Below are 16,556 nucleotides of genomic sequence, written 5' to 3'. Positions count from 1 at the left end.
GCGCAGGCGATGCTGCGCCGCGGCCAGGGTCGCCGTTCCGCCATCCTGCCTGTGCTTCATGCCGGGTCGGCCTCCTGGAACTGCAGGCGATGCAGCGCTGCATAGGCACCATCACGGGCCAGCAGCTCGGCATGGCTGCCCTGCTCGATGATCTCGCCCTGCTCCATCACCAGGATGCGATCGGCGCGCTCGATGGTGGAGAGGCGGTGGGCGATCACCAGGGTGGTGCGCCCCTTGCAGACCTCTTCCAGTGCCGCCTGGATATGGCGTTCGGACTCGGTATCCAGAGCCGAGGTGGCCTCGTCGAGGATCAGCAGCGGCGCATCCTTGAAGATCGCCCGGGCGATGGCCAGGCGCTGACGCTGCCCGCCGGAGAGCATCACGCCGTTGTCACCGACCAGCGTCGCATAGCCCTGGGGCAGGCGCTCGATGAACTCATGGGCATGGGCGGAGCGGGCCGCCGCCTCGATGGCCGCCAGGTCGGCGCTCTCCACCCCGTAGGCGATGTTGTCGGCGATGCTCGCGTTGAACAGGGTCACCTGCTGGGAGACCAGGGCGATCTGGCGGCGCAGGGGCGCCAGCCGGTAGTCATCCAGGGGCACGTCGTCGATCAGCACGCGCCCGGCAGTCGGACGATAGAAACGCGGTAACAGGCCCACCAGGGTCGACTTGCCACTGCCCGAGCGCCCGACGATCGCCACCATCTCACCCTCGGCCACCTCAAGGTCGATGCCCTTGAGCACCTCCGGCTGGCCATCGGCATAGCGGAAGGCGACCCCCTCCAGGGTCACGCGACCGGCAAGTCGCGAGGGCTCGTAGGTACCCTCGTCGCGCTCGGGAGGCTGCTCGAGCAGCCCGAACAGCTCCGACGAGGCGGCCAGGCCCTTCTGGATCTCGCTGTTGATCTCGGTCAGCTGACGCACCGGCTTGGCCATCAGCGAGGCAGCGGTGATGAAGGCCACGAACTCGCCGGCGGTCATGTCGGCCATCAGCGCCGGCGACATGGCCAGCCACACCAGTACCGCCAGGGCCAGGGCCACCAGCAGCTGGATCACCGGGGTACTGACCGCCTTGGTCAGCGCCTCCTTCAGGCTCTGCTGGCGGTTGTAGTCGCTGGCCGCCGCGAAGCGGGCCTTCTCGAACTCCTCGGCGCCGTGGGTGCGCACCACCCGGTAGCCGGAGAGCGCCTCGGAGGCGACGTGGGTGACCTCTCCCATGGAGGCCTGGATACGCCCCGAGATACGCCGGAAGCGCTTGCTGGTATAGCTCACCACCCCGCCGATCAGCGGGGTGACCGCCAGGAACAGCAGCGTCAGCATCCAGTTGGTCCACAGCAGGTAGCTGACCAGGCCGATCACGAAGAGCCCCTCGCGCAACAGGATGGTCAGTGCCTTGGTGGCCGCCCCGGTGACCTGCTCCACGTGGTAGGTGACCCGCGAGATCAGGTGGCCGCTGGAGTGGTTGTCGAAGAAGCGCCCCGGCAGGTGCAGCATATGGTTGAAGACATCGCAGCGCAGCGCATGGACCACGTTGCGCGCCACGTTGCTCATGAAGTAGGTGCCGAGGAAGGTCCCCAGGCCCCGGGCGGCGAACATGCCCACCACGAACAATGGCAGGAACAGCCGAAAGGCCGCATCGGGATCCTGGATGCCATCGATCAGGCGCTTCATCATCTCCGCCAGGGCGGTACTGGAGGCGGCATAGATGGCGTAGCCGAAGGTGGCCAGGGCGAAGGAGCGCCAGTAGGGGCGCACATAGCTCAGCAGGCGGCGATAGAGCGTCAGGCCCGACTGCCGGGAAGCGTGTTGGGAAGTCCCGATGGGAGTCACGGCGTCTCCGTTGGTCTGGGTGAGGAATCGCTCGGCGAACTCTCGGTGGTGGCGATGCGCACGCGCCGGATGCCCTGCAGGCCGGCCTGGTCGAGGGCGCGCACCACGTCGGCATGGCGGGCTTGCGCATCGGCCTCCACCACCAAGCCATGTTCGCGGGCCTGCTGTGCCTCGGCGGCCAGCGCCGCGCCCAGCGACCCAGGGGCCAGCTCGCGCCCTGCCAGCCGATAGACGCCCTCGGCGCTGACCACCAGGGTCACCGGCGACGGCTCGGTGGCAACGCCGCTGACCGACTCCGGCAGGGTGAGCTCGAGTGCCTGGCGGGTCTCGAAGGTGGTGGAGACCATGAAGAAGATCAGCAGCAGGAACACCACATCGATCAGCGGGGTGAGATTCACCTCCACCGGCTCACGGCGGCGTCGCGGGAACCTCACGGGCGCTTCACCTCGGGGGCGAGCCGGCCGTCGGCCTCGACACGCTCGGCATCACGGGCCGGCTCCTGGCGCTCGGCCAGGGTGATGTCGTCGCCATAGTGGGCGAGGAACTCCACCACCTGGCCGGCCTGCTCCTCCATGCGCACGGTGATATCCTCCACCCGGCGCTGGAAGTAGCGGTGGAACATCAGCGCGGGGATCGCCACGGTGAGGCCCGCCGCGGTGGTCACCAGCGCCTGAGAGATGCCGCCGGCTAGATCCGCCGTACGGCTCGCCCCGTCCCCCGAGACGATCACCGCGAACACCTCGATCATGCCCACCACGGTTCCCAGCAGGCCAATCAGCGGGGCGATGGCGGCGATGGTGCCCAGCGGGCTCAGGAAGCGCTCCATGTCATGGATCACCGCGGTGGCGGCCTCGCTCAGGCGCGCCCTGACCTGCTCGTGGCCAAGCCGGGCGTTGCGCAACCCAGCGGCCAGCACCCCGCCCAGCGGCGAGTGGCTCTCCAGCCAGTAGAGGTTGACCTGGCCACGGCTGATCAGTGTGCAGACCTCCTGGCCCAGCCCGCGCGGGGCGATGCGCCCGGCGCGCAGGGTCCACAGGCGCTCGATGATGATCACCGTGGCCAGCAGCGAGCAGCCGAGCAGCGGCAGCATCAGCCAGCCCCCGGCGACCAGGGCCTCCATCATGTCCATGCGCTCATCCTCTCCGGTGGCCGCGGGAGTCCCGCCACGTTTACGGCGATTCTAACGCAAGGTGCTCGCAATCAACACCGGGCCGCGCACCGGGGCGGGCCGTCTCCAGCCTCGGTGGCCCGTCACCGCCGAGCCGGAAGGTCAGGGCGCCGTCCAGGCCGGTGCTCCACTGGCAGGCCCCGGCACGCCGGAAGCGCCTGACCACCTCGGGCGCCGGGTGGCCGAAGGGGTTATGGCGCCCCACGCTGTAGACCAGGTGGCGCGGGGCCAGCGCCATCACCAGCGCCGGGTCTGAGCTGGTGGCACTGCCGTGGTGGCCGGCGAGCAGCAGGCTCACGGGAGCCGCGACCCCACCCAGCAGCCGACGCTCCTGGGCCTTGCCCAGGTCGCCGGTCAGCAGCAGGCGATGGTCGCCGGCGGTGACCTCCAGCACGCAGGAGAGGTCGTTGTCCGAGAGTCCCTGGGCACTCTCGGGTGGCCACAACAGGCGGAAACCGACGCCATCCCGGCGCCACTCGCGACCGGCCGTGCAGGGCTCGCCGCGGGCCTCCGGCAGGGCCGCCGGGGGCCCCAGATAGCGCACGACGCGATGCTGCGCTTCCAGGCCCACCACGCCACCGGCATGGTCGCCATCGGCATGGCTGACGATCACCGTGTCGAAGGCTTGCCCCGGTGGCCACAGCGTTTCCAGCGGCGTAAAGCCGGAAGCGAAACGTGGACCGGTATCGTAGAGCAGCCGATAGCCGGCGGTACGCAACTCCACCAGCTGTCCCTGCCCCACGTCATGGACCCTGACCACCAGCTCGCCGGCGGGCACGCGGACGGGCTGCCACAGCAGCGGGACCAGCCCCAGCAGCAGCGCGGCCGTCACTCGCAGGCGTCGATCCAGGCCGGGCAGCCCCCACAGCGCGGCCAGGAGGAACAGCGCGAGCGCCACCGGCAGCGCCTGGTCGGGCTCGGGGTACCATGGTGGCTGCCATGCCACCGCCGCTTCCAGCAGCCGGGCCAGCGCCTCCGCCAGCCGTGCAAACAGCCACCAGCAGGCGTGCGTCAGGCCCGGCAAGGGTATCAGCAGCCAGCCCAGCAGCCCCAGGGGAACCAGCAGGCTGCCCACCAGCGGCACGGCGACCAGATTGACCAGCGGTGCCACCGGCGCCAGCCGGTCGAAGGCCAGCAGTACGGCGGCCGCCATCGCCGGGGCCAGCAACAGTTGGGTACGCACCAGACCCCATAGCCAGCCATGCACCCCGCGCGGTCGCGGACGGCCCTGCCAGATGAGGATCAGCATGGCCACCGCCCCGAAGGAGAGCCATAGCCCCGGCCGCCAGGCGCTGAGCGGGTCGATCAGCAGCACCAGGGCGAGCGCCAGCCACCAGCCCTGCCAGGGTCCAGGCGCATGGCGCCCGCTGGCTACCCAGAGGCCCACCAGGGTCATGGTCAAGGCGCGCAGGGCCGGCGGCTCGAGCCCGGCCAGCAGCGCATAGCCACTCGCCCCGAGCGCCGCCAGCCACCAGGGCCACACCGCCAGCCGCCAGCGGCCCGGGGTCACCAGGCGTGCGACGCCGCGCCCCAGCAGCAGCACGAAGCCCGCCACCAGGCTCACGTGGAGGCCGGAGATCACCATCAGGTGGGTGGTGCCGCTGGCGTTGAGCAGCGCCCAGTCCTCATCGGAGAGCCGGTCACCGGCTCCCAGGGTCAAGGCCGCCAGCCAGCGCGCCGGACGGGCAGGCAGGTCCCGCTCGTCGAGCAGCGCCAGTGCCAGCCGGCGAGGGTCGGGCGACGCCGGCGCGAGGCGCTGCGGGGCCGGGAAATCGCGGACATAGCCGGTCGCCTGGATGCCCTCGCGCCACAGCCAGGCGCGATAGTCGAAGGTGCCGGGGTTGGCGAGGCCGCCGGGCGGTCGCAGCCTGACGGTGAGCGCCCAGCGTTCACCCGCCAGCATGGCAGGCGGCGCATAGGCATTGAGGCGGACCCGCCGCAACTCCGCGCAGGGCAGCCGCGGCGAGGCAATGGGCCGGCAGCGCTCCACGGCCACGACGAGACGGGTCAGGCGCCCCTGGGGCGCCACCGCTTCGAGCCGTCCCTCCAGCGCCAGGTCGACGCCCCCCAGTCCCGGCGGTAGCTGACCGCCCTGTACTGTCAACACGCAACCCGCCATCCAGGCGGCCAGCAGCACACCCGCCTGCGCCGCCCGACAGCGCAGCGCCAACGCGACCAGCAGCGCCAGGCCCAACCCCTCGGCGAGGCCCGGCGGCGGACTGGCCCCCAGCCCGATGCCCGACAGCACGGCAAGGGCCAGGGGAAGTGCCCATCCTCTCGGCATTGCCTGGCTCCGACAACCGGGGCCGATCTCCCCGCAGCGTGAAAGGCCGCGGGTGCGGTGCCGCCGCCTTGTATGGATAATAGGCCAGGTCATGATGCCGCGAGCCAGTGCCCATGCCGCGCCGCCTGCTACAGCGCTACATGCCCCACCCCGACACCCTGAGGCGACAGCGCTCGCTACGCTTCATGGACGGCCTGATCGGCAATCCTGCGCTATGGGTATTGAGTCGCTGCAGCGTGGCCAACGCCTTCTCGGTGGGCCTGTTCAGCGCCATGCTGCCGATCCCGCTGCAGATGGCGGTGGCGGCCTGCGGCGCCTGGCTGACACGCTGCAACCTCCCGCTCGCGGTGAGCCTGGTGTGGGTCACCAACCCCTTGACCATGCCGCTGATCTTCTACGCCAACTACCGCCTCGGGGCCTGGCTGATGGATGTGCCGGTACGTGACGCCCCCAAGCGCCTCTCCACCCACTGGGTCGCCGAACGGCTGGGCGACATCCTTCCCGCCCTGGCGCTGGGCTCGGCGGTCACGGCGGTGGCGCTGGCGCTCGCCGCCAACCTGTCGGTGCGGCTGCTGTGGCGCTGGCATGTCTCGCGCAGCTGGAAGGCCCGCCATCGACGGCGGCGGCGCGTCGATTGCGACGACGGTCTGTAGCCCCACGGGCAAGGGTAGCCCCACGGGCGAGGCGACGCCTCACTGCCCCACCCATCTCGCCCCGCGAACCCGCCCCCACATGGCGACGGCCGCTACGAGGGGCGGCCGTCGGCACGGTGAATCAAGAGGACGCGCTCACACCTCGGTCATCGACCGCCGCTGTTCGCTCAGCCGCCCTTCATCGAGGCGCATGACGCGATCCTGATGAGCGGCCAGGGCCGGGTCGTGGGTGACGATGACGAAGGCGCAGGCGGCGGTACGCGCCAGCTCATCCATCAGGGCCAGGATACCGGCGGCGGTGTGCTGGTCCAGGTTGCCGGTGGGCTCGTCCATCAGCACCAGGCTGGGATCGGTGACCAGCGCACGGGCGATGGCCACCCGCTGGCGCTCGCCGCCGGAGAGCTCGCCGGGCTTGTGATCGGCGCGCGACGCCATGCCCACCTTCTCCAGCAGCGCCATGGCGCTGGCCTCGGCGACCTGCTTGCGCTGGCCCCGCACGATCAGCGGCAGGGCCGCGTTCTCGACCGCGCTGAACTCGGCCAGCAGATGGTGAAACTGGTAGACGAAGCCGATATGACGGTTGCGGAAGCGTCCCAGGGCGGCCTCGCCGAGGTTGAGCAGCGACTCATCGGCGATGCGCACCTCGCCGCGGCTGGGCCGGTCGAGCCCCCCCAGCAGGTTGAGTAGCGTGGTCTTGCCGGAGCCGGAGCTACCGACGATGGCCACCCGCTCACCGGCATTGACGGTGAGGGTGAGCCCATCGAGCACGGTAATGTCCTGGGGCCCTTCGCGGTAGATGCGGGTCAGGTCGTGGCACTCCAGCATCGTCTGCCCGGCGGTGCGTTCCATGGCGGTCTCCTGATGGGGGCTCGGGGCGTGGCGGGCATCACTCATAGCGCAGCACCTCCGCCGGTTGCACGCGGGCGGCGCGCCATGCCGGATAGAGGGTGGAGAGGAAGGTCAGGACCAGGGCCGCGGCGACGATATTGCCGACGTCCTCCCAGTGCAGCCGCGAGGGAAGGTTGCTGATGAAGTAGACACCGGCGTCGAGGAACTGGATGCCGAATACCGCCTCGACCCAATCGATGATGTCGGAGATGGTCAGCGCCAGCAGCACCCCGAGCCCCACGCCCACCAGGATGCCGATCACCCCGATGGCCAGGCCCTGGACCACGAAGATACCCATGATCGAGCGCGGGGTGGCGCCGATGGTGCGCAGGATGGCGATATCGGCGTGCTTGTCGGTGACCACCATGACCAGGGTCGAGACGATATTGAAGGCCGCCACGGCGATGATCACCGTGAGCAACAGCGCGATCATGCGCTTCTCCATCTGGATCGCCTGGAAGAGGTTGCCGTGGGAGAAGGTCCAGTCGTAGCCGCGGTAGCCCGCCCCCAGCTCGTTGATGATCGCGCGGGTCTCGGCACTCGCCGCGAAGAGGTCATCAAGCTCCAGGCGCAGGCCGCCCACGGCGTCGCCCAGGCGCGCCAGGGTCTGCAAGTCCTCGATATGGGCGTAGGCCAGGGCGGCATCGAGGTCGGCCCCGACGCTGAAGATACCGCTGACATTGAAGCGCTTGAGGCGCGGAAAGACACCGGCCGGCGTGATCGAGGCCTCGGGCACCAGCAGGGTGACCCGGTCGCCGACCCCCACTCCCAGACGCCGCGCCAGGATCGAGCCGAGCACGATATTCCACTCCCCGGGCTCGAGGTCGGCGAGACTGCCCTGCTGCATGTTCTCACCGATGATCGACACCCGGTCCTCCCACTCGGGATGGATGCCGTTGACCATGGCTCCCTCGTTGCGGCCGCCTGCCGAGAACATGCCCTGCTGCTCCACATAGGGAGCGGCACCGATCACCCGCTCGCGCGCCATCAGTCGCTCGGCCAGCGCCTGCCACTCCACCATGCCGGTGCGCGATTCGATCTTGGTATGGGGCACCATGCCGAGGATCCGCGTGCGCAGCTCGTGATCGAAGCCGTTCATCACCGAAAGCACCAGGATCAGCACGGCCACACCGAGCATCAGGCCCAGCATGGAGGTCAACGAGATGAAGGAGATGAAGTGGTTGCGGCGCTTGGCGCGCACATAGCGCAACCCGATCAGGAAGGGCAGTCTATCCAGCATTGATGGCATTCCTTGTCGGCAATGGTCCTGGTATCAGGCGGCGATAGCCCCGTAGCCAGGCGGCGGGCGCCCATGGTAAGGCTTTTGCCTTGGCGCTGCATCGCCGGGAAGCGCTAATCCACGGGATTTGCACGTGTCTCGCCGCACCATGATATAGCCCGGTCTGCTCCACGGTGGAGCGCTTGCATCATGCGACCGGGCCGCCTACATTCGCCGCCTGACACCCCACGATCAGGGACATGACCCGATGGCCACACGCCTGCTCCCCGAGTGGCATCCCCAGGATGCCGTCCAACTGACCTGGCCCGGCCCGGAGAGCGACTGGGCGCCGATGCTGGAACGCATCGAAGCGACCCTAGAGGCGATGGTGGTCGCCATCGCCCGCTACGAGAGCGTGTTGATCAGCGTGCCCACCACGCTGGTCCGCACCCATCTCGAACGGCGCCTGGCATTGCTGGGCGTCCCCGCCGACCGCCTGCGGCTGGTGGTCGCCGAAAGCAACGATACCTGGGCCCGCGACCATGGCCCCCTGGCGGTGGAGCGCGACGGACGGCTGGAGCTGCATGACTATGTGTTCACCGGCTGGGGCGGCAAGTTTCCCGCCGCCAGGGACAACACCCTGACCCGCCGCCTGGCCGCCGCCGGCGCCTACGCCTGCGCGGTCAGCGAGCGCGGCCTGGTGCTGGAGGGCGGCGCCATCGAGAGCGACGGCGAAGGCACCCTGCTCACCACCGAGGCCTGCCTGCTCAACCCCAACCGTAACCCCGGGCTCGACCGCCGCGCCGTGGAGAAGTGGCTCCACGCGGACTTCGGCGTGAGGCGGGTGCTGTGGTTGTCCCACGGGCACCTGGAGGGCGACGACACCGACAGTCATGTGGATACCCTGGCGCGCTTCTGCGATCCGGCCACCATCGCCTACGTGCGCTGCGACGACGAGCACGACCCGCACTACCCGGCGCTTGCCGCCATGGAGGCGGAACTCAAGGCGCTGCGCCGCGCCGACGGCCAGCCCTACCGGCTGATCCCCCTCCCCTGGCCGGCGCCCTGCCTGGACCCGGAGGATGGCCACCGGCTGCCGGCCACCTACGCCAACTTCCTGATCATCAACGGCGCCGTGCTGGTGCCCACCTACGCCGACGCCGCCGACGCCCGGGCCCTGGCCGCCCTGGCCGAGGCCTTCCCGGGCCGCGACATCGTGCCCATCGACTGTCGCAGCGTGATCCGCCAGCACGGCAGCCTGCACTGCCTGACCATGCAGCTGCCCAGTGGCAGCCTAAGCAAACAGGCCTGAAAACTGTCTTTGAAAACTGTCTTTGAAAACAGTCTTTGAAAACAGTCTTATAGCCAAACTAGCAGGGGCGCTGGGAACAAGCATTCACAGCGCCTCTTCATAGGCGTGTCGCCAGAAAGGCCCCGACGGCGATGAACAGCCTTAAAGTGAATCCAGAGTAACCAGACACGAGGAGAGTTCACCATGTCCCGTCATCTGAAGGTCGGCCTGGTCCAGCAGCCCGCCTGGCCCGACAAGGCCAGAAGCCTCGCCGAGAGCGAGGCCGGCATCCGCGAGCTGGCCGCCACCGGCGCCGAGCTGGTCATGTTGCAGGAGCTGCACGCCACCCACTACTTCTGCCAGTACGAGGATACCGAGCTCTTCGACCTGGCCGAGCCCCTGGACGGCCCCACCGGCACTCGCCTCGCCGCGCTGGCCGCCGAGCTCGACATCGTGCTGGTGGGCTCGCTCTTCGAGCGCCGCGCGGCAGGCCTCTACCACAACACCGCGGTGGTCTACGACCGCAAGCTCGGCGCCGTCGGCCACTACCGCAAGATGCACATCCCCGACGATCCGGGCTTCTATGAAAAGTTCTACTTCACCCCGGGAGATGCCGATGGCGCCGGCCAGGGCTTCGCCCCCATCGACACCTCGGTGGGGCGGCTCGGGGTGCTGGTGTGCTGGGACCAGTGGTACCCGGAGGCGGCGCGGCTGATGGCCCTGGCCGGGGCGGAGTTGCTGCTCTACCCCACCGCCATCGGCTGGGACCCCGCCGACGACGATGACGAGAAGGCGCGCCAGAAGGACGCCTGGACCCTGATCCAGCGCAGCCACGCGGTGGCCAACGGCGTGCCGGTGGTGGTGGCCAACCGGGTCGGCCACGAGCCGGACCACTCCGGGGTCGCGCGCGGCGTCGACTTCTGGGGCGGCAGCTTCATCGCCGGGCCCCAGGGCGAGCTGCTGGCCCACGCCGGCACCCAGGCCGAGCGCCTGCTGGTGACCCTGGACATGGGCCGCGGCGAGGAGGTGCGGCGTATCTGGCCTTACCTGCGCGACCGCCGCATCGACGCCTACGGCGACCTCACACGCCGCTACAGAGACTGATACTGGAATAGCCAGCAAGCCAAGGGCGCCGGGGGCAGGCCGAAGAGGAGGTCCGAGGACCAGGGATGGCCGAGGTAGTGTACAGGGATGTATTTACAGCGCCTCCTCGCAGGCCTGCCGCCGGTAAAGCCCGGCGACAAGCCTGATTGGCCGTTGCTTACTCGTCCTCCTCGGCGCCGGGCAGCACCCAGTTCAGGACGATGCCCACCAGGGCGGCCAGGCTCACCCCCTGCAGGGTGAACTGGCCGCCGCCCACCTGCATGCCGCCGATGCCGAACACCAGGATCAGCGAGATCACCACCAGGTTGCGCGGCGCGGTCAGCGAGTGACCGGCACGCACCAGGGTGTTCATGCCCACCACGGCGATGGAGCCGAACAGCAGCGTCATGATGCCCCCCATCACCGGCCCGGGGATGGTCTGCAACAGCGCCCCCAGCTTGGCGACGAAGGCCAGGGTAATGGCGGTACAGGCCGCCACCAGCATGATGCGCGGGTCGAAGGCACGGGTCAGGGTCACCGCCCCGGTCACCTCGGAGTAGGTGGTATTGGGCGGCCCACCGAACAGCGCCGCCACGGTGGTGGCCAGGCCATCGCCGAGCAGGGTGCGATGCAGGCCCGGTTTCAGGAGGTAGTTCTGACGGGTCACCGAACCGATCGCCACCATGTCGCCGATATGCTCCACCGCCGGCGCGATGGCCACCGGGATCATGAACAGGATCGCCGCCCAGTGGAAGCTTGGCGCGGTGAACTCGGGGAGGGCCAACCAGGCCGCCTCGCGCACCGGGGTGAAGTCCACCAGCCCCATGCCCCATGCCAGGACATAGCCGCTGACGATGCCGCCCATGATCGGCACCAGGCGCACGATGCCGCGACCGAAGACCGCCAGCACCAGGGTCACCAGGAGGCTTGCCATCGACAGGAACAGCGCCGGACCGTAGTCGATATGATCGCTGGTCTCGCCGGTCGCCATACTCACCGCCACCGGCGCCAGGGCCAGGCCGATCACCATGATCACCGGCCCCACCACCACCGGCGGCAACAGGCGGTGCAGCCAGGCGGTACCCTTGAGGCGAACGGCCTGGGAGATCACCACATAGACCAGGCCGGCGGCCATCAGCCCCCCCATGGTGGCCGACACACCGAAGTTGGCGATGGACCCCTGAATCGGCGCGATAAAGGCAAACGACGAGGCCAGGAAGACCGGCACCGTCAGCCTCGTTACGCCATGGAACAGCAGCGTACCGATACCGGCGGTGAACAGCGCCACGCTGGGGTCCAGGCCGGTGAGCAACGGCACCAGTACCAGGGCGCCGAAGGCGACGAACAGCATCTGCACGCCGGTGAGCAGCGTGCGTGGCAGGGAGTCGACGGGGCGTGAGGCGGCCGCAGGGGTATCACTCATATGGCAGAGCTCCATAAAAACGCCCCTGGAGCGAGGTCTCAGGGGCGTGACAACAGGTTCGAAGGGATCAGCGCGTGCCGAAGATCTTGTCACCGGCATCGCCCAGGCCGGGGACGATATAGCCGTTCTCGTCGAGGCGTTCATCCACCCCGGCGGTATAGATCTCGATATCCGGGTAGGCCTCCTGCACCCGCTTGATGCCCTCGGGGGCGGCCACCAGCACGATCACCTTCATGTGCTTGCAACCCCGTTCGCGCAGCATGTCCAGGGTCGCCACCATGGTCCCGCCGGTGGCCAGCATGGGGTCGATGACGATGGCCATGCGTTCGTCGAGGTCATTGGCGAACTTGGCAAAGTACGGCACCGGCTCGAGGGTCTCCTCATCGCGGTAGAGGCCCACCACGCTGATTCGCGCGCTGGGAATCAGGTCGGTGACACCGTCGAGCATGCCCAGGCCGGCACGCAGGATCGGCACGATGGTGACCTTCTTGCCCTTGAGCAGCATGACTGGGATCTTCTCGCCGCTCCAGCCATCGATCTCCTGGGGCTGGAGCTCCAGGTCCTGGGTCGCCTCGTAGGTGAGCAGCTTGGCCAACTCGCCGGCCAGTTCGCGAAAACTCTTGGTGCTGATGCCGGCTTCACGCATCAGGCCCAGCTTGTGCTGGACCAGGGGGTGCTGGATGGCATGGACGCTCATGGTCGAGACCTCTTCACTGGTGCGACGGGGGTTGGCGGGCGACGGAAACCGGGCGACCTTGGTCACATGGACCACGGTGATAAATTGCGCGCCATTCTACCCACATCCTGCGTTGAGGTTAAGGCGTTGGCCTGTCCGCTTGTTCGGGCAGCTGCCACTCGATGGGCGCGCGGCCGTGCTCGACCAGGAAGGCGTTGGCCCGGGAGAAGTGGTGGTTGCCGAAGAAGCCGCGATGGGCGGAGAGCGGCGAGGGGTGCGGCGACTCCAGCACCAGGTGCCGCGAGGTGTCGATCAGCCCCCGCTTCTGGCGGGCATGGCTGCCCCACAGCAGGAATACCGAGGGTGGCGCGTGGGCACTCACCGTTTCGATAGCGCGGTCGGTGAAGACCTCCCAGCCGCGCCCTCGATGCGAGCCGGCGCTGCCCTGCTCCACCGTCAGCGAGGCGTTGAGCAACAGCACCCCCTGGCGCGCCCAGTGCTCGAGGTTGCCATGGGACACGGGCCGGAAACCGACGTCGGCGGCGAGCTCCTTGTAGATATTGGCAAGCGACGGGGGGATGCGCACCCCGGGATTGACCGAGAAACAGAGCCCATGGGCCTGGTTCGGGCCGTGGTAGGGGTCCTGGCCCAGGATCACCACCTTGACCCGATCCAGCGGCGTGAGCTCGAAGACCCGGAACCAGTGCGACGAGTGCGGGTAGATGACCTTGCGGGCGGCCTTCTCGGCGGCGAGAAAGTCGCGCAGCACCTGCATGTAGGGCGCCTGGAACTCCGGACCCAGCCACTGCCGCCAGCTATCGGGGAGGGGGCAGTCCATGCTCAGCGCTTGACCTGGTCGGCCAGCGGTTCGACGTAGGCCACGCCCATGTCCCAGGGGAACTGGATCCAGCAGTCCTGGGCCACCTCGGTGAGGTACTGGTCGACCAACGGCTTGCCTTCGGGCTTGGCGTAGACGGTGACGAAATGCGCCCTAGGCAACATTTCGCGCACCTTGCGGGCGGTCTTGCCGGTATCCACCAGGTCATCGACCAGCAGCCAGCCTTCGCCGTCATGGTCGACGCCCTTCATCACATCCAGGCCCCCCTGGTCCATATGGTCATAGCTGCTGATGCAGACCGTGTCGATCAGCCGGACATTGAGCTCGCGGGCGATCAGCGCCGCGGGAATCAGGCCACCCCGCGTAATGGCGACGATGCCCTTGAAGTCGCGCTCCACCAGGCGGTGGCAGAGTTCGCGCACGTCGCGATGGAGCTGATCCCAGGAGACGGTGAAGTGCTGGTGATAGCGGTTGCTGCTCATGGGATCATTCGTCCTCGGTGAAGGAACAGACGGCGAAGACGCCGTAGCCGGCCTTGCGGATATGCTGCGAGCCCCCCAGGTCCGGCAGGTCGACGATGGTGGCGGTCTCCACCACCTGGCCGCCGCTGCGGCTGATCAGCTTGGCGGCGGCCAGCATGGTACCACCGGTGGCGATCAGGTCATCGACGACCAGGATGCGATCGCCTGCCTTGAAGGCATCGGAGTGCAGCTCCACCTCCGCCTCGCCGTATTCCAGGGTGTAGGTCTCGCTGATGGTGCGAAACGGCAGCTTGCCCTTCTTGCGCACCGGCACGAAGCTACAGCCCAGCTCGTAGGCCAGCGGCGCCCCGACGATGAAGCCGCGGGCGTCGATAGCCGCCACGGCGTCGATGTCCATCTCCTGGTAACGGTGCACGAAGCTGTCGATCAGCTTGCGGAAGGCGGCGCTGTTTTGCAGCAGGGGCGTGATATCGCGGAAGTTGACCCCCGGCTGGGGCCAGTCGGGGACGGTGCGAATGACGGACTTGATATAGTCGCCGTAGATGCTCATGGCGGGTCTCGGTAGTGAGTGGTCAGTCGAGGAACAGGAACTTGGCGGCGAACAGCAGCGCCAGCACGATCACTGCCGGGTTGAGGTCGCCAAAGCGCCCCGCCAACGCCTTGATGGCGACGAAGCTGATGAAGCCCAGGGCGATCCCCTCGGCGATGGAGAAGGTCAGCGGCATGGCCAGGGCGGCGATCAGCACCGGGGCGGCATCGGTGGGGTCATCCCAGTTGGCATGGGCCAGGCTGCCGGCCATCAGCACCGCCACGTAGAGCAGCGCGCCGGCGGTGGCGTAGGCCGGGATGGAGCCCGCCAGCGGGGCGAAGAACAGGCTGACCAGGAACAGCACGGCCACCACCACGGCGGTCAGGCCGGTGCGCCCCCCCGCGGCGATGCCGGCGGTAGACTCCACGTAGCTGGTGGTGGTGGAGGTGCCGAACACGGCACCGGCCATGGAGGCGGTGCTGTCGGCCATCATCGCCCGTCCGATGCGGGGCAGCTTGCCTTCCTCGTCGAGCAGGTCGCCCTTGTGGGCCACGCCGATCAGGGTGCCGGAGGTGTCGAAGAGGTCGACGAACAGGAAGGCGAAGATCACGCTGAGCATCGCCACATCCAGCGCACCGGCCAGATCCAGCGCCATGAAGGTGGGGGCCATGGAGGGCGGCATGGACATCAGGCCGCCATATTCATTGTGGCCCAGCACCATGGCCAGCACGGTGATGCCGAGGATGCCGATCATCACCGCCCCGGTGACCCGCATGTAGGAGAGCGCGGTGATCACGAAGAAGCCCAGCAGGGCATACAGCGCCGGCGGTTCGGAGAGGTCGCCCACCGCGACATAGGTGGCCGGGTTGGCGACCACGATGCCGGCGTTCTTCATGGCGATCATCGCCAGGAACAGGCCGATGCCCGCGGCGATCCCCAAGCGCAGGGAGAACGGGATCGAGTTGATGATCCACTCACGGATTCGGAAGATGCTGAGCAGGAAGAATGTCAGGCCCGAGAAGAAGACCGCGCCCAGCGCCGCCTCCCAGGTGTAGCCCATGCCCAGTACCACGCCGTAGGTGAAGAAGGCGTTGAGCCCCATGCCCGGCGCCTGGGCGATGGGATAGTTGGCCCATAGCCCCATCACCAGGCAGCCCAGCGCCGCGGCCAGGCAGGTGGCGACGAACACCGCACCGTAGTCCATGCCCGCCTCGGAGAGGATGCTCGGGTTGACGAAGATGATGTAGGCCATCGTCAGGAAGGTGGTGAACCCCGCGATGACCTCCGTCTTGACGGAGGTGTTGTGCTCGGCGAGCTTGAATTGGCGTTCGATCAGGCGATTCAGCATGGTGTCGTTCCTGGGCGCGTGGACGGTGCTGCAATCCTGGGTACAGAAAACCGCACATGGTACCCAAAGCCTCGCGGCGAAGCGAGGCGGCAGCGTCTGGCAAAGTTAAGCAGCTGGCGGGGGCCGCGTCAGCCGCCGCCACCAACGCTAGATGCCGCGGGTCTCCAGCACCCGCTCCACCGTCTCGACGATGGCCTGGGTCTGAGGGTCGATCTCGATATTGACCCGATCGCCGGGCACACGCTCGCCCAGGATGGTGCGGTGCAGGGTCTCGGGAATCAGGTCGACGCAGAAGCGCGGGCCATGCTCGGCGGTGGCACGACGCACCTCACCGATGGTCAGGCTTGCCCCGTCGACACCGATATAGCCCTTGGCGAACAGGAAGCGCCCCAGGGCATGGGGCACCTCGAACCACAGTCGGCGGTTGTTGGGTGCCTCATCGAGCTCCGCCAACTCGGCCACGGCCATGACATGGCCCGACATGGCGTGACCGCCGATCTCATCACCGAAGCGCGCCGCGCGCTCGATGTTGACGCGATCGCCCATCGCCAGCTCACCGAGGTTGGTGACCCGCAGCGTCTCGCGCATCAGGTCGAAGCTGACGTGCTCGCCATCGATGGCGGTCACCGTGAGACAGACGCCGTTATGGGCCACCGAGGCCCCGATCGCGAGCCCATCCCCCAGGCTCCCGGGCAACGCGACGACATGGGTACGGAAGGCTTCGGCCTCCTGGATGGCCACCACCTCGGCGGTGCCCTGGACGATACCGGTGAACATGACGGCTCCTGGCAGCTGACGCCCGCACGGGGCTTGGAAAGGAAGACGAGTGTAGGCAATTCGTCACA

Annotated in this window: 16 protein-coding genes; 3 read left to right on the top strand and 13 right to left on the bottom strand. The window is 68.3% G+C overall.

Features of this window, described 5'->3' with window-relative positions:
• Nucleotides 1-56: 56 nt before the first annotated feature.
• Genes msbA through NFH66_RS06990 form a run of 4 tightly spaced genes read right to left on the bottom strand, consistent with a single transcriptional unit; the run spans nucleotide 57 to nucleotide 5,281 of the window.
• Nucleotides 57-1,829 (bottom strand): lipid A export permease/ATP-binding protein MsbA, encoded by a 1,773-nt coding sequence (gene msbA / locus NFH66_RS07005; protein ID WP_349609403.1) that lies wholly within the window; start codon nucleotides 1,827-1,829, stop codon nucleotides 57-59.
• Nucleotides 1,826-2,263 (bottom strand): ExbD/TolR family protein, encoded by a 438-nt coding sequence (locus tag NFH66_RS07000; protein ID WP_349609401.1) that lies wholly within the window; start codon nucleotides 2,261-2,263, stop codon nucleotides 1,826-1,828. Before NFH66_RS07000 ends, msbA begins: the two co-directional genes overlap by 4 nt.
• The gene (locus NFH66_RS06995) at nucleotides 2,260-2,958 is read right to left on the bottom strand and encodes a MotA/TolQ/ExbB proton channel family protein (protein WP_349609399.1); all 699 of its coding nucleotides are present in this window, start codon (nucleotides 2,956-2,958) and stop codon (nucleotides 2,260-2,262) included. The genes NFH66_RS07000 and NFH66_RS06995 overlap by 4 nt, the downstream gene beginning before the upstream one ends.
• 40 nt (nucleotides 2,959-2,998) lie before the next feature.
• Nucleotides 2,999-5,281, bottom strand: a complete 2,283-nt coding sequence (locus tag NFH66_RS06990) for a DNA internalization-related competence protein ComEC/Rec2 (RefSeq protein ID WP_349609398.1) — start codon at nucleotides 5,279-5,281, stop codon at nucleotides 2,999-3,001.
• 113 nt (nucleotides 5,282-5,394) lie between these two features.
• On the opposite strand from NFH66_RS06990, the gene NFH66_RS06985 reads away from it, so the two are divergent.
• Nucleotides 5,395-5,934, top strand: coding sequence for a DUF2062 domain-containing protein (locus NFH66_RS06985; protein ID WP_349609397.1), 540 nt, complete (start codon nucleotides 5,395-5,397; stop codon nucleotides 5,932-5,934).
• Nucleotides 5,935-6,069: 135 nt separating this feature from the next.
• Here NFH66_RS06985 and NFH66_RS06980 read toward each other — a convergent pair whose 3' ends face one another.
• Nucleotides 6,070-6,783, bottom strand: coding sequence for an ABC transporter ATP-binding protein (locus NFH66_RS06980; protein ID WP_349611682.1), 714 nt, complete (start codon nucleotides 6,781-6,783; stop codon nucleotides 6,070-6,072).
• A 37-nt stretch (nucleotides 6,784-6,820) separates the two neighbouring features.
• Complete coding sequence (locus tag NFH66_RS06975) at nucleotides 6,821-8,062, bottom strand: lipoprotein-releasing ABC transporter permease subunit (RefSeq protein ID WP_349609396.1); 1,242 nt, start codon at nucleotides 8,060-8,062, stop codon at nucleotides 6,821-6,823.
• Nucleotides 8,063-8,309: 247 nt separating this feature from the next.
• Here NFH66_RS06975 and NFH66_RS06970 point away from each other — a divergent pair, with 247 nt between their 5' ends.
• Nucleotides 8,310-9,353 (top strand): agmatine deiminase family protein, encoded by a 1,044-nt coding sequence (locus tag NFH66_RS06970; RefSeq protein WP_349609395.1) that lies wholly within the window; start codon nucleotides 8,310-8,312, stop codon nucleotides 9,351-9,353.
• Nucleotides 9,354-9,536: 183 nt separating this feature from the next.
• Nucleotides 9,537-10,436, top strand: a complete 900-nt coding sequence (locus NFH66_RS06965; RefSeq protein WP_349609394.1) for a carbon-nitrogen hydrolase — start codon at nucleotides 9,537-9,539, stop codon at nucleotides 10,434-10,436.
• A gap of 157 nt (nucleotides 10,437-10,593) precedes the next feature.
• Here the strand turns inward: NFH66_RS06965 and NFH66_RS06960 are convergent, their stop codons facing one another.
• From NFH66_RS06960 to NFH66_RS06930, 7 genes are all read right to left on the bottom strand, one after another.
• Nucleotides 10,594-11,838 carry a uracil-xanthine permease family protein gene (locus tag NFH66_RS06960; RefSeq protein ID WP_349609393.1) on the bottom strand — a complete coding sequence of 415 codons (1,245 nt, stop codon included), beginning with the start codon at nucleotides 11,836-11,838 and terminating at the stop codon, nucleotides 10,594-10,596.
• Nucleotides 11,839-11,905: 67 nt separating this feature from the next.
• Nucleotides 11,906-12,535 carry a uracil phosphoribosyltransferase gene (gene upp / locus NFH66_RS06955; RefSeq protein WP_349609391.1) on the bottom strand — a complete coding sequence of 210 codons (630 nt, stop codon included), beginning with the start codon at nucleotides 12,533-12,535 and terminating at the stop codon, nucleotides 11,906-11,908.
• Between the two features lie 118 nt (nucleotides 12,536-12,653).
• Nucleotides 12,654-13,352: a uracil-DNA glycosylase gene (gene ung / locus NFH66_RS06950; RefSeq protein WP_349609389.1), complete on the bottom strand. Its 699-nt coding sequence runs from the start codon at nucleotides 13,350-13,352 to the stop codon at nucleotides 12,654-12,656.
• Nucleotides 13,353-13,354: 2 nt separating this feature from the next.
• Nucleotides 13,355-13,834 carry a xanthine phosphoribosyltransferase gene (gpt, locus tag NFH66_RS06945; protein ID WP_349609388.1) on the bottom strand — a complete coding sequence of 160 codons (480 nt, stop codon included), beginning with the start codon at nucleotides 13,832-13,834 and terminating at the stop codon, nucleotides 13,355-13,357.
• Between the two features lie 4 nt (nucleotides 13,835-13,838).
• Nucleotides 13,839-14,384 carry an adenine phosphoribosyltransferase gene (locus tag NFH66_RS06940; protein WP_349609387.1) on the bottom strand — a complete coding sequence of 182 codons (546 nt, stop codon included), beginning with the start codon at nucleotides 14,382-14,384 and terminating at the stop codon, nucleotides 13,839-13,841.
• 22 nt (nucleotides 14,385-14,406) lie between these two features.
• Entirely contained in the window at nucleotides 14,407-15,711 is a 1,305-nt protein-coding gene (locus tag NFH66_RS06935; RefSeq protein WP_349609385.1) for an NCS2 family permease, read from the bottom strand.
• A gap of 147 nt (nucleotides 15,712-15,858) precedes the next feature.
• Nucleotides 15,859-16,488, bottom strand: coding sequence for a riboflavin synthase subunit alpha (locus tag NFH66_RS06930; RefSeq protein WP_349609384.1), 630 nt, complete (start codon nucleotides 16,486-16,488; stop codon nucleotides 15,859-15,861).
• Nucleotides 16,489-16,556 lie beyond the last annotated feature (68 nt).

The organism is Halomonas sp. H10-9-1, assembly GCF_040147005.1.
Classification (GTDB): domain Bacteria; phylum Pseudomonadota; class Gammaproteobacteria; order Pseudomonadales; family Halomonadaceae; genus Halomonas.
This window is presented reverse-complemented; position numbering and strand designations above follow the sequence as displayed.

Coding starts and splice junctions, on each gene's coding strand:
- NFH66_RS06995 (WP_349609399.1), bottom strand. CDS start 2,958: ATGGACATGATGGAGGCCCTGGTCGCCGGGGGCTGGCTGATGCTGCCG.
- NFH66_RS06990 (WP_349609398.1), bottom strand. CDS start 5,281: ATGCCGAGAGGATGGGCACTTCCCCTGGCCCTTGCCGTGCTGTCGGGC.
- NFH66_RS06985 (WP_349609397.1), top strand. CDS start 5,395: ATGCCGCGCCGCCTGCTACAGCGCTACATGCCCCACCCCGACACCCTG.
- NFH66_RS06980 (WP_349611682.1), bottom strand. CDS start 6,783: ATGGAACGCACCGCCGGGCAGACGATGCTGGAGTGCCACGACCTGACC.
- NFH66_RS06975 (WP_349609396.1), bottom strand. CDS start 8,062: ATGCTGGATAGACTGCCCTTCCTGATCGGGTTGCGCTATGTGCGCGCC.
- NFH66_RS06970 (WP_349609395.1), top strand. CDS start 8,310: ATGGCCACACGCCTGCTCCCCGAGTGGCATCCCCAGGATGCCGTCCAA.
- NFH66_RS06965 (WP_349609394.1), top strand. CDS start 9,537: ATGTCCCGTCATCTGAAGGTCGGCCTGGTCCAGCAGCCCGCCTGGCCC.
- NFH66_RS06960 (WP_349609393.1), bottom strand. CDS start 11,838: ATGAGTGATACCCCTGCGGCCGCCTCACGCCCCGTCGACTCCCTGCCA.
- upp (WP_349609391.1), bottom strand. CDS start 12,535: ATGAGCGTCCATGCCATCCAGCACCCCCTGGTCCAGCACAAGCTGGGC.
- ung (WP_349609389.1), bottom strand. CDS start 13,352: ATGGACTGCCCCCTCCCCGATAGCTGGCGGCAGTGGCTGGGTCCGGAG.
- gpt (WP_349609388.1), bottom strand. CDS start 13,834: ATGAGCAGCAACCGCTATCACCAGCACTTCACCGTCTCCTGGGATCAG.
- NFH66_RS06940 (WP_349609387.1), bottom strand. CDS start 14,384: ATGAGCATCTACGGCGACTATATCAAGTCCGTCATTCGCACCGTCCCC.
- NFH66_RS06935 (WP_349609385.1), bottom strand. CDS start 15,711: ATGCTGAATCGCCTGATCGAACGCCAATTCAAGCTCGCCGAGCACAAC.
- NFH66_RS06930 (WP_349609384.1), bottom strand. CDS start 16,488: ATGTTCACCGGTATCGTCCAGGGCACCGCCGAGGTGGTGGCCATCCAG.